We start from the raw sequence: 23,494 nt of genomic DNA, 5'->3' as shown, positions 1-23,494 counted from the left end.
TTTATTTACAATCTAATTTGCAATCATTCTCATGTGTATTTTGAGATGTATATTTAATCCTTTTTCTTATCCCATGCTTCGTAAGCATCTATTATGCGACTTACTATAGCATGACGTACTGAATCTTCTTTAGTAAAAAAATTAAAACTAATATCTTGAATTACGGGTAAAACTTCAATAGCATGTGTTAAACCAGATGATTGATTAGATGGTAAATCAATTTGAGTGATATCTCCAGTAATAATTACTGTAGAACGAAATCCAATGCGGGTTAAAAACATCTTCATTTGAGTAATAGTCGTATTTTGACTTTCATCAAGAATAATGACAGAATCGTTTAATGTACGTCCGCGCATATAAGCTAATGGAGCTACTTCTATTATATTCTTTTGTATCAATTGATCTACTTTTTCGCGCCCAAGTATATTAAATAAAGCATCATATAATGGACGCACATAAGGATCAGATTTCTGATTAAGATCACCCGGTAAAAAACCTAATTTTTCTCCTGCTTCAATAGCAGGACGAGTTAAAACAATATGCTGATTTTTTTTACTCTCTAATAGACCTACCGCAGCAGCTATAGCTAGATACGTTTTCCCAGTCCCAGCCGGTCCTATTCCGAAAGTGATATCATGATTAAAAATATTATAAATATATTTTGATTGGTTTTTTGTACGAGGCTTTATTGTCCCATGTTTTGTTTCAATTTGTATCAGGGTATTACGAATTGCTTTTGTACATTTATATTGGGTTTGTAGTATCTGGATTTGTTTAATAGTCAAATATACTTGCTCTGGATCAATGTCATGAATCACACCGCATTCGGTCTCTGTGTCCGAATATAGAGATACCAAAGCATTAGTAGCAGCATTAACTGATACTGATGTTCCTATTAATCTAAAAAAATTATCGCGCCTATTGATGGTAATATTCAATTGAGATTCTAATTGCTTCAAATTATCATCAAAAGGTCCGCATAAACTGATCAATCGTTTATTATTTGCTGGTTGTAATCTAATTTCTTTAGTTTCTAAATTCAAACATCACTCCTAAATTAATCAGAATAAAAATAATTTATAAAAACACTTACATTAAATCAAATATATTACATACAAAATGTAACATTATTTTAAAACAAACAAATTCATCATCATAAGTGATGAAAAAATTTCAACATATTTCACGCTTTTAAATACATGCTTTAAATTTTAAAAATAAATAATGATCAGTATATTAATATTTTAAAAAATATAAACAACGATGAACTTAATTATTAATTTACATTAATACATTAGTAATGTATTAAATATTACAACAATTGCAATCGTATGTCAAGGACATACGATTGCAATTAAATCTTTAAATTTTTAAATATTTGTTTAATTTGCAACTCCTATATGTTATATGCCGATTACTTAAATAAATTAATATTGCTTGCATAAAATCTTAACATCATTAAAAATATACTTATATACAGATTAACTTTTATATAGATCATAAAATATCATGAATAAATTATTCTGTGATGTATTAATATTTGGTGCTGGTATCATAGGTGCATCTTTAGCATTACGTCTTGCTAAATCTGGTATTAAAGTAATCATAGTAGATCATACACCTCCTGTTCCAATGAAAAAAAAAACCGCATATTCGAGTTGCTGCTATTAATTATGCTTCAATAGAATTCTTGAAACAAATTAATATATGGGAAAAAATTCCTTCCGATTTTTGTACACCATATCACCGCCTAGAAGTATGGGAATGCCCATCATCAAAAGTAATTTTTCATGCCATTTCTGCAGGGGTATCCACAATGGGGTGCATTATTGAAAATGATCGTTTAAAATCAGCGCTTTGGGAAGATTTCTTAAACTTTAAAACAATAACATTATATTGCCCATCTATATTATTATCCACACATTATGACGGTTTTTGTTGGCGATGTATTCTTGATAATGGTGTAGTAATTATTAGTCGTTTATTAATAGGAGCTGATGGAACTTATTCTCAAATTCGAAAAATATTGGGAATCGGGGTAATTGGTTGGAAATATCATCAATTTTGTATGCTACTCACCATTAAAACAGACAAATGCAAAAGTGGAACAATTTGGCAAATATTTACTCCTTGTGGTCCTATAGGATTTTTACCTCTATATAATCATTGGGGATCCTTAATGTGGTATAACACTCCCGATCGTATTCAGGAGTTACAGCGATTACCTGTAGCAATGTTGGAAAAAGAAATAGAGAATAATTTTCAAAAACAACTAGGTAACGTTAAGTTACACAATATGACTGCAGTGCCACTGATTCGTCAGTGTGCACGCAACTACACAACTCCAGGAGGCGCATTAGTTGGAGATGCTGCGCACTCTTTACATCCTTTATCAGGACAAGGGATAAATTTAGGGCTTCGTGATGTCATCAGTTTATCACAATTATTAATTAATTCACGTGTTTTTGACGAGTATTCGAGTATTTTAGAAGTGCTGACATCCTATCAAAAAAGCCGTAAATATGATTCGTTCCTCATGCAATCATGTATAGATTGGTTATACGTTGTTTTTCATAATAATTACCTGCCACTAAAAATAGCTAGGAACATTGCATTTATGACAGTTGAACGCTCCTTGTATCTAAAAAAACAAATACTAAAATATGCTTTAGGTATATAAGAATATATTACAGTATTGAGATATTGTACTAGTATAGTAAGATATTAATTCATCTTAAATTTAACTACAAAATAAACGCCTACACCTATATTTCTATATGCATTAGATACGCAAAAAAAATGCTTCCTACTTAAATATATTTTGATTATTCATCCTTTAATAATCATTAATGAAAATGATTTAGACTCTAAACTCGCAACATTTTATATTCGTTGTTTAAATATAATGACGTGAAAAACCACTGGGGCACCAGGATTCGAACCTGGGAATGGCGGGATCAAAACCCGCTGCCTTACCGTTTGGCTATGCCCCATTCATAGTTAATATACTTACTCATGTATATTTCTATATTTATTTATATATTTCTTTTTTATACCCATTTAAATAAACAACATACGGGAGGCGAGACTTGAACTCGCATACTTCTCAGTATCAGATCCTAATTCTGACGCGTCTACCTATTTCGCCACTCCCGCTTTGTGCCTATCCGATTGCATAAATAGCTACGACGGGACTTGAACCTGTGACCTCAGCATTATGAGTGCTGCGCTCTAACCCACTGAGCTACGTAGCCAATATTTTTCGTTGTCTTATATCATGATCCAATTACTAACCAAAACACATAAATTCATGTTATATTATGCAACAATTATAAAATACCCGTCAACTTTCTTTTATGTATATAAAATGGGTATATTTTTTAATTTTTATATAAACTCATAATCTTATTTCAAAAAAAATTATAAAATTATATGCTTTACTTTATGAGCACACTCATATAAAAATAACTATAATTTGATTGATTGAAGAAAAAAATAGAATGCGTCTGCATAGACAGATTTATTATGAAAGCTATTTCACATAATAGTTCAGTGTTATTCACATATGAGTAAAGTAACGCATGATTTATAGGTAATAAAAATTTTAAATTATCAGTTTAATATAAAAAATCATTAATGAAATAAAATATTCTGTCATGAATGAACATTGATTTAAGCATAACGTCTATATGTAGTCGAATTTATGACAATGATGTATTCACTATTTTTCCATTAACTATGGTTTTTTTTATTTGATAGTCTGTATTAAAAACGGTTAAATTAGCAATCTTATTTGTTTCTAAGCTACCTAAACAATGGTCCATCCCGATAGCTTTGGCTGGATATAAAGTAGCCATACGCACAGCTTCATCTAATGGTATTCCAGCATATCTAACACTGTTTTTTATTGCTTGAATCATCGTTAAAGTCGATCCACTAAGTATACCTTTATCATCCACACATATGTTATTATGATGATATATAGTTTTGTTAGAAAAAAGAAAACGGGATCTAATCTTATTAGATCCCGCAGGACTAGTGGCATCAGTCACTAAAATTAAACGATCTCCTTTAATTTTTTTAGCATATCTAATATTAGCCCAATGAACATGCAACCCGTCTGCTATAACACTGCAATATATTTCTGGTACATCGAAAATAGCTCCTATAACACCAGGTTCACGAGCAATTAACGGAGGCATCGCATTAAATAAATGGGTTCCAAAACTAACACCATATGAAAAACTCAATCGTGTTTGTTCATAAGTAGCGTTAGAATGCCCAATTGCAACACAAATACCTGATTTTTTTAATTTTTGAATAAATGTCATATCCAATTGTTCAGGGGCAAGAGTTATCTTTCTGATAACATCACTATTCTCACACAGATAACTTATCATCTCTTTTGTCGGCAAACGAATCAATATCGGGTTATGTATACCTCTTTTTATAGAATTTAAGAATGGCCCTTCCAAGTGTAATCCTAAGGCTTGATTTTTATTTTTAGATAAAAAAACACGCATGACATCAATAGCTCGTTGCATCAAAACATTATTGCTAGTAATCAATGTTGGAAGAAAACTAGTACACCCTGAAAATTGGTTAGTTATCTGCATTTTCTGCAGTGTACATATTGATATTGCATTCATATGATCGTTAAATTGTACACCGCCGCACCCATTAATTTGTAAATCTATAAATCCAGGTGTCAATAAAAATCCTGATAAATCATGTACATCTATGTTTTTAGGTAACTCGCTATTCAAGCAAATAGCTTTAATCATATTCTTAGAAACGATAAGCGCATGATTCTCAAGAATTTCCTTACCGGTATATATTGTGCTATTAATTAAAGCATACATATTTTAGATACTACATTATGATTGTCCGGTTATTTATTTCTAATTCTTGAAAATACTTGACCGTTTTTATTTTTAATTCCATAGTTGATAATTCATCGCATACTAATACTGATTTAGGATGTAATTGTAAACAACTAATAGTCCACATATGATTAACATTGCCTTCAATTGCTGCTTGTACTGCTACTGCTTTATCTACTCCAGTTGCTATTATTATTATTTCTCGTGACTCCATTAATGTAGCAATTCCAATAGTTAACGCAAATTTAGGGACAGAATCAATATTATTATTAAAAAACTTAGCATTTGATACGCGAGTTTCTTTACTTAAGTTTTTAAGTCTGGTGCGGGACGTTAAGGAAGAACCAGGTTCATTGAAAGCAAGATGTCCATCACTACCAACCCCTCCTATCAACAAATGAATACCCCCATATAATCTTATTTTTTCTTCATATCGTTTACATTCATCTTTGATATTGTTGGTATTTCCATTTAAAACGTAAACATTTTCTTTAGGAATATCAACATGATCAATAAAATTTGTATGTATGAAAGTATAATAACTTTTTGAATCTGTACAAGATAAACCAAGATATTCGTCCAGAGTAAATATTACTACGTATTTAAAACTTACTTGATTAGACCGATGCAGTGCTATTATATTTTTATAAGTCTTTATTGGAGTTCTACCTGCAGGCAAACCTAATACAAACGGATTGTCGATGGTAGGATGAAAAGAATTAATACGGCAAACAACATAATGAGCAACCCATTGAGCAACGTGATCAGAGGTATCCAAAAATATAACTCTCATATAAAGATCCTTGTTTAATTGAGTTGATAATAAATCATCCTATATTATTCAAAACTAAATAAAATGCTTACGCATACATATATATGCGGTTAATTGTGGGCGTGACACGATCTCTTTTTTAAAATTAAAGATAATAATTTTATTAGCCCTATACTGTAATGATAACAAATCATAGGAATATAGAATAGATATTACTGCATTAAGTAATTAATTCCTTGCATGTACCATCAGTCATCGAATAATCATGTAAATTAACGTATGATTATTTTCACAATTATTTTAATGCTTAAGTATATGCATTTATCTCCATTATGCAAACATCCTTATATTTATTTAAAAATTACATATTCCTGATTATTACAACCGTCTTCAAATAAAGATCTATGATTAATTTATTTCATAAAACGTTATTTTGCTCGCAATAAAACTAACACGAGTATATTTTATATAGAAATAGTAAAATTAACAACAAAGCAGTAACATTTATATTATTCTCAATCTGAGTAGATAATGAACATCTACTGAATCACCTGATTGTTAATCTAAAATAAAATAATTGCAAAGACTATAATGTTTATATAAAAATACATAGATACAATCTATATTGGTTTTCATATGTAAAATATGACATCTTAATTATAAAAATAAAATTTATTATTACTTGATTTGTATTGCAGTGATTCTGAGGAATATATCCACATTTTAAATGACAATTACAACACTGTTAAATATTTTCAAATTTTAATTAATGCACTTATCAACACATTATGTAAGCGCATGTTATAATTGTTATATGAATGATATTCATTAAAAATTTTTTATATTTTTATGTAAGAATCTTAATTCAATATTATCATCTAAATAACAAAAATATATTATCTACGGATTAGTCACGATGATGTATATTAAAGAAGGATAAAAAATGAAAATTATTATGAATCATCGACCTAATTTTATTAACCATATTATTGATAAAGATTTGAAATCAAAAAAATATACTGATGTGCGCACACGATTTCCTCCGGAACCTAATGGATATTTACATATCGGACATGCTAAAGCTATTTGCCTCAATTTTGGTGTTGCTCAATATTATCATGGTCAGTGCAATTTACGAATTGATGATACCAATCCAGAAAAAGAACACAAAGAATATGTTGAAGGTATAAAACATGACATTCAATGGCTTGGATTTATGTGGCATGGAGATGTACATTATTCATCGGATTATAGCGAAGAATTGTATGACTATGCTATTAAATTAATTAAAAAAGGATTAGCATATGTAGATGAATTATCCATAGATGAAATTAAAAAATACCGGGGAACATTGACACGTTCTGGTAAAAATAGCCCATACCGATCTCGTAGTATTAAAGAAAATTTGATTTATTTTTCTAAAATGCGAAATGGGGGTTTTATAGAAGGTGAGGCTTGTTTACGCGCTAAAATTAATATGGCCTCCTCTTCTATGGTGATGCGAGATCCGGTATTATATCGTATTAAATACACTCCGCATCATCGCATTGGAAAAAATTGGTGTATTTACCCAACATACGACTTTAGTCATTGTATTTCAGATGCAATAGAAGGTATTACTCATTCTTTGTGTACTTTAGAATTCCAAGAGAACCGTATTTTATATAATTGGATATTAAATAATATTGATATAAATACACATCCTACTCAATATGAATTTTCTCGACTTAACTTAAAATATATAATCACATCTAAACGTAAACTCAGCATATTAGTTACAAAAAACATAGTTGATGGATGGGATGATCCTCGAATGCCTACTATTTCTGGATTACGACGCAGAGGATATACAGCCAGATCAATTCGTGAATTTTGTCATCGTATCGGCATCAGTAAACAAGAAAGTCAAATAGAATTATCACTGTTAGAATCATGTATTCGTTCAGATTTAAACAAACATGCTCCACGACTTATGGCGGTAATCAATCCAATGAAAATTGTTATTAATAATTTACCTGTAGGATATGAAGAAAGAATAGAAATGCCAAATCATCCTAATAACGCTGATATGGGGGTTCGTCATGTCATTTTTAGTCAAGAAATTTTTATCGATCGTTTTGATTTTTGCGAAATATTAAATAATAATAAATGTTATAAATTAACATTGGGGCAGGAGATACGATTAAGATACGCTTATGTTATAAAAGCAGAGGGTATCAAAAAAGACAAAAATGGGAATATCATTTGTATTTACTGCAGTTACGATCCATGTACTTTACATAAAAACCCAATGGATGGCAGAAAAATTACTGGAGTAATCCATTGGGTATCGGCAACAAGAAATATATCAGCTGAGTTTCGTCTATATGATAAATTATTTACTCACCCCAATCCTGCTGTTACAAGAAACTTGCTTGCCAATATCAATCCTAATTCTTTAATAATTTCTCAAGGAGTTGTCGAAGAAAACATAATTCACTCCTATAGTTCTGGTCCTTATCAAATTGAACGATCAGGATATTTCATTCTAGATCGCCATTATTCTAAAAAATCTTATCTAGTATTTAATAGAACTGTAACCTTAAAAGAATCTAAAAATTACTGAATAAATACACTCAAATTGTTTATAATTATACCTGGAGATCTTTCTATTGATTAACAATAAACTTAGACCACAACCATAATAATAGCGCGCCTATAAAACCAATCACACCCCTTATATTATGATATTCAGAGGTAATTTATAATAATCCTAATCGTATTATGCACAATATTAATATAATTATTTTTATTTGTTGTTAATATTCATTTCATTCCGAATTTGATTCACCCAATGTTGTACACGAATCTCGGTCATTTCAGGTTGGCGATCTTCATCGATAGCTAATCCCACAAACTTATCTGCATTAATTAAACTTTTTGAGGCGTCGAAATGATAACCAGACGCGGGCCATGATCCTGTAACAACAGCCCCGTTTTTCAAAATAATATCGTACAAAATGCTCATTGCATCACAAAAATATTCTGAATAATCTTCTTGATCTCCACATCCAAAAATTGCTACTTTTTTTCCAGAAAAATCAATATTTCTTAGCACAGGTAAAAAAGTATCCCAATCACATTGAGGTTCTCCATAATACCAAGTAGGAATTCCAAATAATAAATTATCATAACTTTCTATATCTTCTTTAGAGCTCATAGCTATATCAAAAATATCTGCGATATCCCTGCCTAACTGTGCTTGAATCATTTTAGCAAGTTTTTCAGTATTACCTGTATCACTACTAAAAAAAATACCTACTAACGCTGATTTCATAGTATTCTAACCCTATATTTATAATATAAATTGTATTTTTATTATCAATAAAAACGCATCTAATTTCGCAATATCACATCCAAAGTATCAACGTAATTACAATGTTCATAGTACCTGTATTATTATGGCTAATCAATTGTAATTAATCATTAATATTATTTGTTCGTAATTATATAAATTTGAAAAAATACCAAATAAGATATATATTGAAAAATTAATAGATAATAAATTCATGAATTTTACTTAATACATGCTCAGAATTATCCCAATGAACCCAATGCCCTGCATTAGGTATCATGCAGATGTGCGCCTGAGGAAATTGATGGTAAATATCGTGCAAGTAACGATCATCAATATACGAAGATGATGCGCCCCTAATAAACAATGCTGGACCCCACCAAGTTTGGTATGTATTCCAATCAATAATATGAATATAATTATTTCTAATAGACGAAAAATTAAAAACCCAAGATCCTTGACGGAAAGATTTTAATAAAAACAATATTAATGTTTGGTCGACACAACATTGCTGCATAATATGCGCAGCTTCGTTTCTATTTTTCACTCCAGATATATTAACACGTTCAATTGCATGAAAAATATTATCGTGATTATGTGCATTGTATTTTATTGGAGCTATATCAATAACCACGATTTTGCTTATACGCTGAGGGGCCAGCATACATAGTTTCATAGCAACTTTACCACCCATTGAGTGACCAATAATTATGCATTTGTTTATTAACAAACGATCTAGCAAATCTAAGATATCTTGTGCCATTACTGAATAATTCATAGATCGTTCATGAGGGGAACGACCATGATTACGTAAATCAACTTGCACGACACAGCAATATTGAGCTATGCTTTTTACAATAATACCAAGATTACTAAGATCACCGAAAAGTCCATGGAGTATTATGACTGGCGTTCTTTGGCATACGGTTTTAAGTATTCGTAATCGATAATTAAGTTGCATATGGTATAATTATTTATCAATAATAATATTGAGATATTGTTTATCACGATCTAAATAATGTTTAAATATTTAGTAGTTATACATAAGAATGCTTACTTAATCAACATAGCCTGTTATTTCTGAATAACCTTTAAGCGCTGCTGATCCGTATCCATGAAATCAGCAGCGCTTAAAGGTTAAATCTAATGCAATCATCAAAACATATTTTAATATTTCTTTATATATTAAAGACCACAAATTATAGTACCCCGATAGACTCTATGAGAGAGATCACAATATTTTTTAAAAATTTCATAAAATAATTAATTTAGGAGATTTCCTCATGAAAAATCATATCTACTCTGGACAACTAGCGTCACATAATGAAGTTATTAATACATCTCGATTAATAACACAATATTATACTTTATCTCCCGATCCGAGTAATGGCGCTCATAATGTTGTATTTGGTACTTCAGGTCATCGTGGTAGTTCTCAGAGATACAGTTTTAATGAAGCACACGTATTAGCAATTAGTCAATCGATTGTACAAGTACGCGCACAACAAGGTATAACTGGGCCATGTTACATTGGAAAAGATACGCATGCTCTTTCTGAACCAGCGTTTATGTCTGTACTTGAAGTATTAGCGGCTAATTTTGTTGATGTGATTGTTCAAAAAAATAATGGTTATACTCCAACCCCTGTTATTTCCCATGCTATCATTCAATATAATAAAAATCATCATAATAATCATTCAAAAAAAGCTGATGGTATCATCATTACATCTTCTCATAATCCACCTGAAGATGGCGGTATAAAATATAATTCAATATACGGGGGGCCTGCTCCTACTAATATAACTCACACAATTGAAGAGATCGCTAATAAATTTTTAGTGAATAATTTACAACACGTACACCGTATGACGTTAAAAAACGCTTGGAAAAGCGGTTATATACACACACAAGATTTCATTCAAAATTATGTAAAAAAATTATCTACAATAATTGATATACAAGCCATAAAAACATCCGGTTTGAAACTGGGAGTACATCCTCTAAGTGGATCAAGTATAGATTATTGGCAAAACATTGCCCAATTTTATCAATTAGATTTAAATTTAATCAATGAAAAAATTGATAAAACTTTTAGTTTTATACATCTTGATTATGACGGCTCTATTCGATTAGATTGCTCTTCTGAATTTGCAATGGCTGGAGTATTAAAATCACATGCTAATTTTGATTTGCTTTTAGTTAATGACCCAGACTGTGATAGGCATGGAATTATTACTCCTCTTGGTTTAATAAAACCTAATCATTACCTTATTATTGCAGCACATTACCTTTTTAATAATCGCCCATTGTGGCGTAATCGTTCACTATTCATAGGAAAAACTTATGTATCTAGTACTATGATGAATCACGTAGCATACGATCTTTCTCGTCAATTGATAGAAGTACCAGTAGGTTTTAAATGGTTTGTACGAGGATTATTTAATAGTTTATTTGGTTTTGCAGGTGAGGAAAGCGCAGGAGCATCTTTCTTAGATTTTTATTGTTCTCCATGGTCCACTGATAAAGATGGATTAATTATGTGTCTATTAGCGGCTGAAATAATTGCTATTAGTGACAAATCTTTACAAAAGTATTATGATCAATTAGTTCAAAATTTTGGTATATCCAATTATAATCGTATTCAATTACCTGTTAATTACACACAAAAATCCATCATCTCCAACGCTTTATTCAATCAAATTAATATGACAGAATTAGCAGGTGATCCTATTACTAGAATCATAAATATGGGTTCATTAAAAAACCAAATATCCATGGATGGTGTAAAAATTATCACCCACAATGGTTGGGTGGCATGTCGATTATCAGGCACTGAACCAATATACAAAATTTATTGCGAAAGCTTTTTAAGTGTTTCTCATAGAAAAAAGATTGAAAAAGAAATAATAAGTATCATCGACAATATCATCAATCAATCTTAATATACAAGATACAAATTAAATACAGCAATTACGCGATAACTACAGTTTATTAGTCTTTATTGTTAATAATAACGATACCTTAATCAACAATAATACGAAATAGATATAAATAAAAAAATTATATCTTACATTATATATAGAACATATGTAATGTGCATTATTGTTATGAACACTTAGGATTCTAAGATAAAATGTATGTTCATTATTTTTGTACAAAAATAATGAACATACATTCATCATCAACGTCATTGATTACTATATTATTAAATAATATTAATATTAAGCGTATTTTCATAAAAATAAACACATTTTTTATGTTTAAAATTCCTTATTATAAAATAAATCACTGTAAATATAGGTGTTCAACATCATATTTTTTGAAGCTATTCTTAGATAAAGCTATACATTTTAAATCAATGCTGTATTCAATAAAATATAGATCATCTGAAGAATATATTCTAATATGATAGTTATTTTAATGGTTTTATATTGAAAATATGATTTAGCTATTAATTTCGATATATTTGATGCGCTAAAGCACATAAATACATAATTTAAGTATGTGACTATTCAACTTCTCCTCATATATGATAATGTAGTCATTACTATCTTGAGATAGCAATTATCTATATATTGTATCAACAGTATTTTGCATATATAAATAGATTTGGTGATCTTGTGTTGAAATGATCACATATGTGATCCAAATCATTATTTGAAGAATCAATTATATATGTTAAAATTACACAATAAACTACTTTAAATTACATTAAACCATATTTTAGATATAGAATATAGATCCGTTGCGAATGTTAAAATTAAGTGTATAAATAAATGCATGCATAAAAACCAAAGACTATACATACTAAGCTCAGTATAAAAAACAACTTATTTTATATTTTAATATTTTTATTTTGAAACACTGCAAATTGTTTAAAAGTAAAAACATCAATACTGTTAACGCAATGAAATACAGTATTCTTATTATTCAAACGCTATGCCACTTTCGATCGAATATGACTATCGACGATATCTTCAAGTATAATGATATCTAATGTAATTAATAAATATTTTAGTATATTAATTTGTTCAGCATTAGAGTGGCAAAAAGATTTTATGCGCTAAAACTCAATACTTTAGTAAAATATTCCTCAAATTTAAATTTAATTATTTTTTATAATTATTTTTAAGCAGAATAAAAAAATTTATGATCTACCTCACCTCGTTATTGCGTATATATACCCTTTTTAAAAATTAAAAAACCGCGAATTCAATTCTAAATTTTTTAATATTATTAAATTGTTAATAATATACAGAATGTGATATTCTCCTTAATCTAATCATTTGTTATAATACTGAATCAAATTAACGTAATCTAGATATATATATATATATATATATTATGATTGTATTTATAAGATAAAACTTATAACAATAATCTATCTTGATATCATATATTATCTTTTGTTTTATGATGTTTTAAGGATGTACTGTGCGACGCTTGTAAGCATATGTTTTACCATTATATATTTAAGAGTGTTTATATGATTAAAAAAAATCAAAGACCGATATATTTAAATATCAGAACTATACGATTTCCCATTACTGCTATTGCTTCTATTTTACACAGAATATCCGGAATTCTGTTATTCGTAACAATTGGTCCAATTCTTTGGATATTAAAGTTATCTTTATCTTCCAGTAACGAATTTTGCAAAATTCATCGGTTTCTATTAATGAATCATTATATTTTTCAGTTTATATTTTGGATAGTTACGATTTTACTGAGCTATCATATAGTTGCTGGTATCCGTCAAATATTAATGGATTTCGGGTGTTTAAATCAAACGTTACTAATAGGTAAAATTAGCGCAAAAATTATATTTATATTGACTATTTTGTTGTCTATTTTCATTGGAATTTTAATATGGTATCCATTAAATCAATCTTAAAATGTCACGGGGTACACGAATGGTTGCTAGTACGAGTTTCAGCCGTCTGGATGTTGTTATACATTGTGTATATTTCTATTTTTATTATTTCTTCTAACAACCTATCTTATGATAAATGGTACGATTTTTTCAGCAAAAACATCACTAAAATATTTAGTATCATGACTTTATTATCTGCCCTGAGTCATACTTGGATTGGAATACGTCACATACTAGAAGACTACATAACGCTACCTGTATTAAAACAATTAGGAACGTGGATAACCGGTTTTATATTGTTCGCATACTTATTTTTTGGAATGATTATCATTTGGAGTGTATAGATGCATCAGATACCAGTTAAAGAATTTTTTTCTATCGTTATAGGAGCTGGCGGCGCGGGTATGCGAGTTGCATTACAAATTTCTAAAATGGGGTTTTCTTGCGCCTTAATATCTAAAGTTTTTCCTACACGTTCACATACAGTATCTGCTCAAGGAGGAATTACGGTTGCTCTCGGTAATAATCACGAAGATGATTGGCAGTGGCACATGTATGATACCGTAAAAGGATCTGATTACATAGGAGACCAAAATGCTATTGAATATATGTGCAAAACAGGACCTAAAGCAGTTCTGGAATTAGAACATATGGGGTTACCATTTTCTAGACTAAAAAATGGTCGTATTTACCAACGTCCATTTGGAGGACAAACTTTATATTATGGAAAAAAACAAGCAGCACGTACTGCTGCAGCTGCTGATCGTACCGGACATGCGCTATTACATACCTTATATCAACAAAACTTGAAGAACAAAACAACTATATTTTCAGAATGGTACGCATTAGATTTAGTAAAAAATCAAGATGGAAGAATACTTGGTTGTGTTGCTTTTTCTATTGAAACAGGAGAATTAGCATATTTTAAAGCACGTGCTACAGTGCTTGCAACTGGAGGAGGAGGGCGCATTTATCAATCTACCACTAATGCCCATATCAACACAGGGGATGGAATTGGCATGGTATTACGAGCAGGTATTCCTGCTCAAGATATGGAAATGTGGCAATTTCATCCCACTGGAATAGCTGGCGTCGGGATCTTAGTAAGTGAAGGATGTCGTGGTGAAGGAGGGTATCTTTTAAATATTGCAGGAGAAAGATTTATGGAGCGCTATGCTCCTAATGTAAAAGATTTAGCCGGACGAGATGTGGTAGCTCGAGCAATTATGTTGGAAATTCAAGAAGGTCGAGGTTATTCGGGTACATGCGGTCCTCATGTTAAATTAAAAATAGATCATTTGGGAAAAGAATTATTAGAGTTACGATTACCTGGGATCTTAGAATTAGTGCGTACTTTTTCTTATATAGATCCTGTAAAAGAGTTAATTCCAGTATTTCCTACTTGCCATTATATGATGGGTGGTATTCCTACAACAGTGCGCGGAGAAGTGATTACTGTAAACAACGCAGGTACAGATACGATAGTGCCAGGTTTATTTGCAGTTGGAGAAACTGCCTGTGTATCAGTACATGGAGCTAATCGACTAGGTGGAAATTCTTTATTAGATTTAATTGTATTCGGGCATGCTACAGGAACATATATACAAGCGTATTTATCAGAAGAAGAATGGCCGGCTCGGGGTCCTACTAATTCTGATATAGAAAGATCATTAGCTCGCTATATTCGCTGGAATAACAGTAAATCGAGTGCAACAGAAAATCCAGTAACGATACGCCAAGATTTGCAGTCGTGCATGCAAAACAATTTCTCTGTTTTTAGAGAAGAGCAAAAAATGCTGAAAGGATTGCAAGAACTAAAAGAAATACGTAACCGATTAAACTGCGCGATTTTATCAGATAAATCTTATACATTCAACACACAACGTGTTGAATGTTTAGAATTAGATAATTTATTAGAAACTGCTTATGTGACTGCTATGGCTGCCATTTTTAGAACCGAAAGCAGAGGAGCTCATAGTCGTTATGATTTTCCCATGCGTGATGATAAAAATTGGTTGTGTCATACGTTATATTTACCAAAAAATGACATTATGATTCGTCGTAATGTGAATATGCAACCAAAATTTCGTTCTCCTTTTCCTCCGAAAACCCGTGTTTATTAAAAAATGGAGTTTAAATATGAAAATTAAATTTTCCATTTACCGCTATCACCCGGAAATCAATAAAAATGCCTACATGAAAAATTATACGCTTAATTTATTACACGCAAAAAATATGACACTATTAGATGCCTTAATTAAATTAAAAGAACAAGATCCAACTTTAACATTTCGTCGTTCTTGTAGAGAAGGAGTATGTGGTTCTGATGGCATGAATATAAATGGTACGAACAATCTGGCATGCATTACTTCATTAAAGCAATTATATAATAGTAATCATCAGAATGCAATTGTGGTACGTCCATTATCTGGATTTCCAATAATTCGTGATTTAGTAGTAGATATGAGTCAATTTTTTCTTCAATATGAAAGAGTACAACCGTTTTTAATACATGACCGTCTCAATCAACAACCTCAATTTCTTCACGAACATTTACAATCTCCAGAAGAACGCTCTAAATTAGATGGATCTTATGAATGCATATTATGTGCATGTTGTTCTAGTTCCTGTCCCTCTTTTTGGTGGAATCCAGATAAATTTATTGGTCCTGCCGGATTATTGACCTTATATCGATTTTTAATGGACAGTCGTGATACTAATGATCAAGAACGATTGGAACTCCTAAAAGATTCTTTTAGTGTTTTTCGTTGTCATAACATTATGAATTGCGTTAATGTATGCCCTAAAAAGTTAAATCCAGCCAAGGCTATAGGTCATATTAAACGAATATTAGCAAAAAATTTAATTGGCATACATAACATTTAAGAGCACAACAATAATTATAAAACACAATTTAAAATAATATACAAATAACAGTCTAAATAAAATGAAAATATATATCTATGTATAGGATTGCAGTAGCTAATAAAATTAGCAACTAATTATTTATAATATAAAAAATAATTTATTAAACTAACTACTTAATGTTGAGTAGTTAATAAAATACAAGGATTTTAAAATGTATAGTGACACACTAAAAAATTGGTTAAATTCCTCTTATTTATCAAAAAACAATCAATCTTATATAGAACAAATTTATAAGAATTTTTTAAAAAATCCCAATTCCATAGATTCTAGTTGGATTAGATTTTTTAAACAATTATCTGTTGAAAACAATTATGACGATCAATATTCTGATAATTTAAAAAATAATACGTATTCCGAATTAAAACACAACATTGCATCTCGTGATTCACATGTGCAAGCTAATACTTGTAGTAATATTACTTATATACAGATATTACAATTAATAAATTCCTTCAGAATATATGGACACCAATGTGCTGCATTAGATCCTTTACAGTTACGGAACAGTGAATACAAAAACTATCTTTTAGACTTAGAGAGTTATAATTGCGTTTTACAAAATCTTCAAAGAAAATTCGATACAACCCATTTTGGAATAAACAAAGAATCAATGACCTTGTTAGAAATATATGAGTTTCTTAAAAAAACTTATTGTGGGCCTATAGGTATTGAGTATATGCATATTCTTGATATAAATATAATACTGTGGATTCAGAATCACTTTGAATCCACAGCAGGCATGTTTAAGTTTCATGATGAAGAGCAAAAACAATTTCTTGAAGAAATTGTTTCGGCAGAAGAAATAGAGCGTTATTTAGGAGTAAAATTTCCAGGAGTTAAAAGATTTTCATTAGAAGGAGGTGATGTTTTAATCCCTATGTTAAAAGAGATTATACGTTACTCCGTTTGTCATCATAATATTAAAGAAATATTTTTAGGTATGGCCCATCGTGGTCGTCTAAATGTACTAATTAATATTTTAGGTAAAAATCCTCAAGATCTGTTTAACGAATTTTCTAATAAACACCATACTACTTGCGGTAGTGGTGATGTAAAATATCATCAAGGATTTTATTCAGATGTTACAGTTAATGAGGAGATCATACATTTATCTTTATTATGTAATCCTTCTCATCTAGAAATTGTTAGCCCAGTAATCATGGGATGCACTCGAGCTCGGATTGATCAGTTGCTTAAAGAAGAATCGATTCATCATAATGAAAAAACATGCAATATCACGCTTCCAATCACAATACACGGAGACGCAGCAATTAGCGCTCAAGGCATCGTTCAAGAAACTTTTAATATGTCTAAAACTCGTGCTTATGATGTAGGAGGCACAGTACATATTATTATAAATAACCAAGTAGGATTTACAACATCAAATATTCACGACATTCGTTCTACGCAACATTGTACAGATATTGCAAAAATGATACAAGCTCCTATATTCCATGTTAACGCAGATAATGTAGATGCAGTCGTTTATGTTACCCGCGCCGCATTAAATTTTCGTAGTATGTTTAAACGTGATGTAATAATTGATCTAGTATGTTACCGTAGACACGGACACAATGAAGCTGATGAACCAAGTGTTACTCAACCTATTATGTATAAAAAAATTCGTAATCATCCAACATTACTTAATATTTATTCTGATTTTTTAAATAAAAATGGAATTATAAATACAAGTGAAATTGCTCAAATGAGAGATACATATCGTGAAAAATTGGAAAAAGAATGTTGCGTTCTGCATAAATGGAAACCAGTGCATATTCGTACCTCTTTACATACAAATAGTTTACATAAAAATAAAAATCTTCTGCATGCTAACAAAATAAATACCCAATACTTAAAAAATTTAGCCTATCGCATCAATGATATTCCATCGAGTATCGCTATGCACTCTAGAGTAAAAAAAATTTATCACGAAAGAATAGAGATGGCTTTAGGTAATAGATTGTTTGATTGGGGAGCAGCAGAGGTTCTAGCATACGCTACTTTGTTAGATCAAGGGATTTCTATTCGTTTATCTGGAGAAGACGCTGCTCGCGGAACTTTTTTTCATAGACATGCTGTAATACATGATCAAAATAATGGTACGAAATATATCCCTTTAATACACCTTATTAATACAAGAGAAAATAAAAAAGGGTCTCTTTTTATCTGGGATTCCGTATTATCCGAAGAAGCGGCTTTAGCATTCGAATATGGATATGCCAGCTTGGCGCCCAATATGTTAATTATTTGGGAAGCGCAATTTGGAGATTTTTCTAATGGAGCGCAAATTGTTATCGACCAATTCATCAGTTCCAGTGAGCAAAAATGGGGTCAATTATGCGGTTTAGTAATGCTTTTGCCTCACGGATATGAAGGGCAAGGACCGGAACATTCTTCTGCCCGTATGGAACGATATTTACAATTGTGTGCTGAGCATAATATACACATTTGTGTGCCTTCCACCCCAGACCAAATGTACCATATATTACGCCAACAAGCAACATGCGATATTAATTTTAAAAAGCCACTAATTATTATATCACCAAAATCTTTATTAAGACATCCTATGGTAGCTACTTCATTAGAAAATTTAGCATATGGATCATTTAAAACGGGCTTTAATGAAATAGATGATAATATCGCTTCAAATAAAACCAAACGTGTGATAATATGCTCTGGAAAGGTATATTATGATTTATTAATTCAACGACGTAAAAATGAACAATATAACATAGCTATTGTTCGCATTGAACAACTATATCCTTTTCCTTATACAAATATACAAGCTATTTTAGCTTCTTATTCGAATGTACAAGATTTTATTTGGTGTCAAGAAGAACCTAAAAATCAAGGAGCTTGGTATTACATACAACATTGTCTTCACAACATAATACCTGCAAATGTTACATTAAATTATATAGGACGTCCTGATGCTGCTGCGCCTGCAGTAGGACATTTTTCAGTGCATCAACAACAACAAAAAAAATTAATTAACGATGCGTTAAATCTAAATTAATTTTTTTAAAAAAGGATAGAAAATGAGTAGTATTGACATTTTGGTTCCGAATTTACCCGAATCAGTTGCAGACGCTACTGTTGCTGTTTGGCATAAAAAGTCAGGAGATACAGTTAAACAAGATGATATTTTACTGGAAATAGAAACAGACAAAATTATGTTAGAAGTTCCTGCCCCAAACACAGGAATATTAGAATCAATTTCAGAACAAGAAGGATCAATAGTAGTATCCGGACAAATTTTAGGCCGTCTAAATATTGATCAATGTGTTTCTCAAAAAGATACAAAAAAAATATTTCAAGACCAAAAATCTACTACATCAGTGGCATCTCAAGAACATATTCTTACTCAAGATAACGAAAATCATAACATTTTAACTCCATCTATTCGCAAATTAATAGCAGAGCATAATTTACAACTAACAAATATTCAAGGTAGCGGAATAAAAGGACGTCTAACTCGTCAAGATATAGAAGCACATATTCATTCCAAAAAAAAACCACACTATATTGATCAACAAAATAATGAAAATGTAGTAGCACATCGTCACATAAAAAATACGAAAAACGATCGCAAAGAAACACGTATTGTAATGAATCGATTACGAAAAAAAATCTCAGAACGCCTATTAGCTGTTACTAATACTACGGCTATGTTAACTACTTTCAATGAAGTAAACATGCAACCCATCATAAAACTGCGAAAAAAATATGGAGAATTATTTGAAAAACGTTATGGAATTACATTAGGAATCATGTCTTTTTATGTAAAAGCGGTCTTAGAAGGCTTGAGACATTTTCCTGAAATCAATGCATCCATTGATGGAGAAGAAATTGTATATTATCATTATTTTGATATAAGTATTGCAGTATCTACAGTACGTGGTTTAATTACACCAGTGTTACGAGATATTGATACATTAAGCATGTCCGACATAGAAAAAAATATAAAATCTTTAGCTGAAAAAGGGAGAGACGGAAAACTAACAATTGAAGAATTAAGTGGGGGTAATTTCACCATTACTAACGGTGGAGTTTTTGGATCATTAATGTCTACTCCTATTATTAACCCTCCACAAAGCGCAATTCTTGGTATGCATGCAATAAAAGACCGACCCATAGCTCAAGATGGACAGATAGCAATATTACCTATGATGTATTTAGCATTATCATATGATCATAGATTAATAGATGGAAAAGATTCGGTAAGATTTCTAGTATACATCAAAGAGTTGTTAGAAGATCCAACACGCTTGTTTTTAGAAGTATAATAATACATATGTGTATGTATAAGTACATTTTATATTTTTAACAAATTAGCACATTACTATTAACTAAATTAATATCTTAATCTTAAGCAATTACAATACGCACGATCACATATTATGAACTTATATGAATATCAAGCAAAAAAATTAATGGCAAAATACAATTTACCTGTTTTGACAGGTTTTGTATGTGCTACTATAAACGATATAGAACACTATATTATATCGAATAGCATAGGTCATGGACCATGGGTAGTAAAATGTCAAGTGCAAGCAGGAGGACGTGGGAAATCAGGAGGAGTGTGTGTTGTGCACTCCACGACAAATATATTATCTTTTGCTAATAAATGGCTTGGCAATAGATTGGTGACATATCAAACCACCGATATCGGGGAATTAGTGACTTCTATTTTAATAGAACCAGCTGTAAAAATTGTTCAAGAATTTTATTTAAGCATATCAATTGATAGAGATGAATCCCAAATAATATGTATGGCTTCTACGCAAGGTGGTATGAATGTTGAAATTACAGAACAAAAAACGCCTAATTTTATTCATAAAATTGTTATAAATCCTTCAGTCGGAATATATCCTTATCAAGGACGGATATTAGCATGTAAATTAGGATTATCTGGAGCCAAAATAAATCAATTTTCCAGAATTATTGTCAGCGCAACACGTATGCTACTAGAAAATGACTTAACGTTAATTGAAATTAATCCATTAGCTATTACTGATGACGATCATTTTTGTTGTTTAGATGCCAAGATGATAGTAGATCATAATGCTATATTTAGACAATCAGAATTATTAAATACATGCGCGATAAATAAACCAATCGATATGCTGAATTTTATCAATTACATTCCCTTAGAGGGGAATATTGGCTGTATGGTCAATGGCGCTGGATTAGCAATGGCTACTATGGATGTAATTAAATCATTGGGGGGGATTCCTGCTAACTTTTTAGACATCGGAGGAGGTGCTAATAAAGAATGCATAATATCAGCTTTTAATATGATTTTAAAAGATGCTAAAGTGCAAGCAATACTCATAAATATTTTTGGCGGAATTGTATGCTGTGATTTAGTTGCTGAATGTATCATAACTGTATTATTATCCAGATGTACCACAAAACATATCCCTATCGTAGCTCGGTTAGAGGGAAATAATTCTACATTAGGTTCTAATCGATTGATTAATAGCAAACTCAACATTATCGTTACCGATAATTTAATTTATGCAATTCAACAAATTGTAACTGCGGTGAAATTAAAAAATGTCAATTTTAATTAACAAAGATACAAAAATAATTTGTCAAGGATTTACTGGCAAGCACGCCAGTTTTCATTCTCAGCAAGCATTAAACTATGGTACTAAAATAGTAGGCGGAGTTACCCCGGGGAAAGGGGGGGGCACCCATCTTGGATTGCCAATATTTAATACCGTTGGTGAAGCGATAAATAGCACTAATGCGACGACTTCTATTATTTATGTGCCTGCTCCTTTCTGTAAGGATGCAATTTTAGAATCAATTCATGCTGGTATTAAACTAATTGTTTGTATTACCGAAGGGATTCCAATATTGGATATGTTATTAATAAAACAACAATTAAAAAAACATAATACATGTATGATTGGACCAAATTGCCCAGGAATCATTACTCCAGGCCAGTGTAAACTTGGGATAATGCCAAGTGATATCCATAACCCAGGTTGCGTAGGAATTGTATCCAGATCAGGTACCTTAACATATGAAGTGGTAAAACAAATAACTGACCTTGGATTAGGTCAGTCCACATGCGTCGGAATTGGAGGTGACCCGATACTTGGTTCTGATTTTATTGATATATTATCATTATTTGAACAAGATCCTAAAACATCATTAATGGTAATGATTGGTGAAATAGGAGGTAGATCTGAAGAAAAAGCAGCAACATACATTAATAAATATATTAGAAAACCAGTGATTGCATATATTGCTGGAACTACCGCTCCTAAAGGGAAACGTATGGGCCACGCAGGCGCTATTATTTCTGGAATTGGTAGCACTGCTCATGAAAAATACGAAATTTTATCCAAATCAGGAGTACATATCGTAGATAACTTTGTTAACATTGGTCAATTTATTAAATCCATTGACAAACAACAATACACACAATATATATAAACAACATGTCTGAATGTATCTGATACATTATTAATAATCATGGTAATAGTGAGTTAAATACAATTAATACTATTGTGGTTATATCTGAATGGATAATGTGATCATTTTTTGTTTTTATCTTATTTCACTTTTTATAAAAATTAAGTAATATTTTACTATAATACGTTTTTAAAAACTATATGTTAGTTAACAGATTATTTACAATAACTACCTTTTATAACTGTTATGTGTGTACGATTATATTATCTTAA

17 protein-coding genes and 3 tRNA genes are annotated in these 23,494 nt (G+C 30.7%); 12 read left to right on the top strand and 8 right to left on the bottom strand.

Going from position 1 to position 23,494, the window contains the following annotated elements:
• Positions 1-53: 53 nt before the first annotated feature.
• A complete protein-coding gene (locus M9407_RS01075) occupies positions 54-1,043 on the bottom strand; it encodes a PhoH family protein (protein WP_250237318.1) in 990 nt (329 codons plus the stop codon).
• Between the two features lie 466 nt (positions 1,044-1,509).
• On the opposite strand from M9407_RS01075, the gene M9407_RS01070 reads away from it, so the two are divergent.
• Both M9407_RS01070 and M9407_RS01065 read left to right on the top strand, forming a co-directional pair.
• Positions 1,510-1,671 carry an FAD-dependent oxidoreductase gene (locus tag M9407_RS01070; protein ID WP_250231107.1) on the top strand — a complete coding sequence of 54 codons (162 nt, stop codon included), beginning with the start codon at positions 1,510-1,512 and terminating at the stop codon, positions 1,669-1,671.
• 19 nt (positions 1,672-1,690) lie between these two features.
• Complete coding sequence (locus tag M9407_RS01065) at positions 1,691-2,680, top strand: FAD-dependent monooxygenase (RefSeq protein ID WP_250237317.1); 990 nt, start codon at positions 1,691-1,693, stop codon at positions 2,678-2,680.
• Between the two features lie 241 nt (positions 2,681-2,921).
• Here M9407_RS01065 and M9407_RS01060 read toward each other — a convergent pair.
• The 5 genes from M9407_RS01060 to nagB all read right to left on the bottom strand — a co-directional run bounded on the left by M9407_RS01060 (position 2,922) and on the right by nagB (position 5,676).
• Positions 2,922-2,993: transfer RNA gene (locus M9407_RS01060), tRNA-Gln, on the bottom strand.
• 81 nt (positions 2,994-3,074) lie between these two features.
• A tRNA-Leu gene (locus M9407_RS01055) sits at positions 3,075-3,156 on the bottom strand.
• A gap of 24 nt (positions 3,157-3,180) precedes the next feature.
• Positions 3,181-3,254, bottom strand: a tRNA-Met gene (locus tag M9407_RS01050).
• 447 nt (positions 3,255-3,701) lie between these two features.
• Positions 3,702-4,862 (bottom strand): N-acetylglucosamine-6-phosphate deacetylase, encoded by a 1,161-nt coding sequence (gene nagA / locus M9407_RS01045; protein ID WP_250237316.1) that lies wholly within the window; start codon positions 4,860-4,862, stop codon positions 3,702-3,704.
• Positions 4,863-4,872: 10 nt separating this feature from the next.
• Complete coding sequence (nagB, locus tag M9407_RS01040; RefSeq protein WP_250237315.1) at positions 4,873-5,676, bottom strand: glucosamine-6-phosphate deaminase; 804 nt, start codon at positions 5,674-5,676, stop codon at positions 4,873-4,875.
• Between the two features lie 922 nt (positions 5,677-6,598).
• On the opposite strand from nagB, the gene glnS reads away from it, so the two are divergent.
• A complete protein-coding gene (gene glnS, locus M9407_RS01035) occupies positions 6,599-8,260 on the top strand; it encodes a glutamine--tRNA ligase (protein WP_250237314.1) in 1,662 nt (553 codons plus the stop codon).
• Positions 8,261-8,443: 183 nt separating this feature from the next.
• Here glnS and fldA read toward each other — a convergent pair whose 3' ends face one another.
• Positions 8,444-8,971 (bottom strand): flavodoxin FldA, encoded by a 528-nt coding sequence (fldA, locus tag M9407_RS01030; protein ID WP_250237313.1) that lies wholly within the window; start codon positions 8,969-8,971, stop codon positions 8,444-8,446.
• Between the two features lie 214 nt (positions 8,972-9,185).
• Complete coding sequence (locus M9407_RS01025; protein WP_250237312.1) at positions 9,186-9,950, bottom strand: alpha/beta fold hydrolase; 765 nt, start codon at positions 9,948-9,950, stop codon at positions 9,186-9,188.
• Positions 9,951-10,272: 322 nt separating this feature from the next.
• Between M9407_RS01025 and M9407_RS01020 the strand changes: the two genes are divergently transcribed.
• From M9407_RS01020 to sucD, 9 genes are all read left to right on the top strand, one after another.
• The gene (locus M9407_RS01020) at positions 10,273-11,931 is read left to right on the top strand and encodes a phosphoglucomutase (RefSeq protein ID WP_250237311.1); all 1,659 of its coding nucleotides are present in this window, start codon (positions 10,273-10,275) and stop codon (positions 11,929-11,931) included.
• 1,544 nt (positions 11,932-13,475) lie between these two features.
• Positions 13,476-13,883, top strand: a complete 408-nt coding sequence (gene sdhC, locus M9407_RS01015) for a succinate dehydrogenase, cytochrome b556 subunit (protein ID WP_250237310.1) — start codon at positions 13,476-13,478, stop codon at positions 13,881-13,883.
• Positions 13,859-14,206: a succinate dehydrogenase, hydrophobic membrane anchor protein gene (gene sdhD, locus M9407_RS01010; protein ID WP_250237309.1), complete on the top strand. Its 348-nt coding sequence runs from the start codon at positions 13,859-13,861 to the stop codon at positions 14,204-14,206. The genes sdhC and sdhD overlap by 25 nt, the downstream gene beginning before the upstream one ends.
• Positions 14,207-15,985, top strand: coding sequence for a succinate dehydrogenase flavoprotein subunit (sdhA, locus tag M9407_RS01005; RefSeq protein WP_250237308.1), 1,779 nt, complete (start codon positions 14,207-14,209; stop codon positions 15,983-15,985).
• A gap of 16 nt (positions 15,986-16,001) precedes the next feature.
• Entirely contained in the window at positions 16,002-16,748 is a 747-nt protein-coding gene (locus tag M9407_RS01000; protein WP_250237307.1) for a succinate dehydrogenase iron-sulfur subunit, read from the top strand.
• Positions 16,749-16,941: 193 nt separating this feature from the next.
• The gene (locus M9407_RS00995) at positions 16,942-19,806 is read left to right on the top strand and encodes a 2-oxoglutarate dehydrogenase E1 component (protein WP_250237306.1); all 2,865 of its coding nucleotides are present in this window, start codon (positions 16,942-16,944) and stop codon (positions 19,804-19,806) included.
• A 22-nt stretch (positions 19,807-19,828) separates the two neighbouring features.
• On the top strand, positions 19,829-21,076 hold the full coding sequence (odhB, locus tag M9407_RS00990) for a 2-oxoglutarate dehydrogenase complex dihydrolipoyllysine-residue succinyltransferase (RefSeq protein WP_250237305.1): 1,248 nt from the start codon (positions 19,829-19,831) through the stop codon (positions 21,074-21,076).
• A 114-nt stretch (positions 21,077-21,190) separates the two neighbouring features.
• Positions 21,191-22,369: an ADP-forming succinate--CoA ligase subunit beta gene (sucC, locus tag M9407_RS00985; RefSeq protein ID WP_250237304.1), complete on the top strand. Its 1,179-nt coding sequence runs from the start codon at positions 21,191-21,193 to the stop codon at positions 22,367-22,369.
• Positions 22,353-23,243, top strand: a complete 891-nt coding sequence (gene sucD, locus M9407_RS00980) for a succinate--CoA ligase subunit alpha (protein WP_250237303.1) — start codon at positions 22,353-22,355, stop codon at positions 23,241-23,243. The genes sucC and sucD overlap by 17 nt, the downstream gene beginning before the upstream one ends.
• Positions 23,244-23,494 lie beyond the last annotated feature (251 nt).

Source organism: Blochmannia endosymbiont of Camponotus sp., assembly GCF_023586365.1.
GTDB lineage: Bacteria > Pseudomonadota > Gammaproteobacteria > Enterobacterales > Enterobacteriaceae > Blochmanniella.
Note: the sequence above shows the minus strand (reverse complement) of the source record. Positions and strands in the feature narration are given on the sequence as shown.